The organism is Pseudomonas sp. AIG, assembly GCF_977020205.1.
Genome location: NZ_CDROCK010000120.1, coordinates 1 through 2,288, shown reverse-complemented (window position 1 = coordinate 2,288; position 2,288 = coordinate 1). Strand labels below are relative to the sequence as shown.

The window sequence follows — 2,288 nt, the reverse complement described above, 5'->3', positions numbered from 1 at the left end:
TGCCGAGGGTTTCCAGATGCAGACGTCCGGCCTGTTTGTCGAGCAGACGCATCACTACCCTTTCGCCATGCCCGGTCGGCACCGTTGAAACACGAATATCGATCGGTCGTCCCGCCACGCGCAGGGCGATGCGACCGTCCTGCGGCAGGCGTTTTTCGGCGATGTCGAGCTGGGCCATGATCTTGATCCGCGACACCAACGCGCCGTGCAGAGCCTTGCGCGGTGAGACCACATCACGCAGCGTGCCGTCGACGCGATAGCGCACCACTGAATGGGTTTCGAACGGTTCGATGTGAATGTCGCTGGCCTCGTCGCGCGCCGCTTGCGTGAGTAAGGCGTTGATCATGCGAATCACCGGTGCGCCGTCCTGGGTGTCGAGCAGGTCGGTGATTTCCGGCATGTCCTGCATCAGGCGGTCGAGATCGACTTCGTTTTCTGCCGCGCCGACCACTGCCGCCGCGCTGCCCGTGTCGGCATAAGCGCTGGCAAGCAAGCCATCCAGCTCATCATCGCGCACCCGCTGAATCGTGGTCGCACCAAACTGCCGCCGCGCCTCGCTGATCGACCAGCCCGGCGTCGACGGGCACACCGTCAACACGCCATCGCACAACAAAATCCGCTGCGCCTTGGCCCAGGCGTAAGGCAAGAGACTCACAGACGCGGGCCTCCCTCAATCGGCACGGCTTTGATGGTCGCACGGGGGCCCGAAGCCGGAACCGAACTTGGAACCCCCTGCGCCGCCGTCGGCAACTGCGGCGCCTGCATGTCCGGCATCGCCCAGCTGCGTTCCGGCTGCAAACCGCCCTGAGCGCGGCGCATGAAGTCATAACGGTTGAGGGTGATGCTGCGCCCCGCTTCGCTGTCGCGGATGATGTACGGACGCAGAAACACCATCAGGTTGGTCTTGGTAATCGCCCGCCGCTCGTTGCGAAACAGCGCGCCGATGCCCGGCAAACTGCCCAGCCATGGCACCGCGTCGTTACTCTGGCTGTAGCCATCCTGCAGCAACCCGCCGAGCACCATGATCTGCCCGTCATCGAGCAGAATGCTGGTATCGATCGCCCGTTTGTTGGTGACAATCCCCGCCGAATTGGCACTGGCCGAAGCCCGCTCATCAATGCTGCTGACCTCCTGATAGATATCGAGCTTGACCGTGCCGCCCTCGGAAATCTGCGGGCGCACATTGAGCTTCAAACCCACCTCTTCACGAGTCACGGTCTGGAACGGGTTATTGCTGGTGCCGCCACCGCCCGTGACGTAACTGCCGCTGACAAACGGGATGGTCTGACCCACAAAAATGCTCGCCGCTTCGTTGTCGAGGGTCAGCAGGTTCGGCGTCGACAGCACGTTGGTGCCGCCCTTGCTCTTCAAGGCTCGGGCCAGCACTTTCAGGTCGAGAATCTTGCCGATCCCGGGGATGTCCACCGTGCCGTTGACGTAGCCCAGGTTCAAACCCTGCGGCAGTACGTCGATGCTGGTTTTGCCGTTGGTGTTGATCCCCGAACCACCCAGATTCGCGCCACCGATCACGCCATTGCCACCGAGATTGCCGGTCTGCCATTGCACACCGAACTCACTGGCATCGTCCTCACCGACTTCGACGATCAGGCTTTCAATCACCACTTGCGCGCGGCGCTGGTCAAGCAGATCGATCACCTCACGCAAGTTGCGATACAACGGCTCCGGCGCGGAAATCAGCAAGGTGTTGGTGGTCGCGTCGGCCTGAATGGTCACGCCGCCGGCACTGAAGGCGACGTTCTGATCGCTGTTCTGCGCGCCGCCGCTGCCGGTTGTGCTGCCACTGCTGCCCTGCGCGTAACTGCCGCCCGTGCTGCCGCTGCTATTAGTGGTCGACGAGCTGCCGCTGCTTTGCGTACCGCTCTGGCCATTTTGCCCAGCACTACCGCCGGTACTTGCGCCCATGGCACTGAGCACCGAACGCGCATTGTCGCTGGTGCCGCTGTCACTCTCACCCGTGAGCAACCCGCGCAAGGCCTGCGCCAGTTTCGCCGCCTGCGCGTTACGCAGATAAACCACATGCAGATTGCTCGGATTGCTCTGCGCGTTGTCGAGTTTGTAGATCAGATTGCGCGCCAACTCCGTGCGCTCCGGACTGCCAGCGCGAATGATGATGGTGTTGGAACGCGGATCACCAATCACGGCGATTTTCTGCGTCGGATCATTGCCCGGCGCATCGAGCAGATCCGCCACCATCGGCGCAATGTCAGCGGCAATGCCGTTCTGGATCTGCACCACATCGGTGTCAATCGCACTTGGCGAATCAATGC

General features: G+C 62.3%; 2 protein-coding genes. Both read right to left on the bottom strand.

Annotated elements, in window-relative coordinates; all coding sequences use genetic code 11:
* A partial coding sequence (locus ACWR1S_RS30780; protein ID WP_454566133.1) for a GspE/PulE family protein occupies nt 1–655 on the bottom strand: 655 nt, incomplete at its 3' end.
* A partial coding sequence (gspD, locus tag ACWR1S_RS30775; RefSeq protein ID WP_454566132.1) for a type II secretion system secretin GspD occupies nt 652–2,288 on the bottom strand: 1,637 nt, incomplete at its 5' end. The genes gspD and ACWR1S_RS30780, both read right to left, overlap by 4 nt.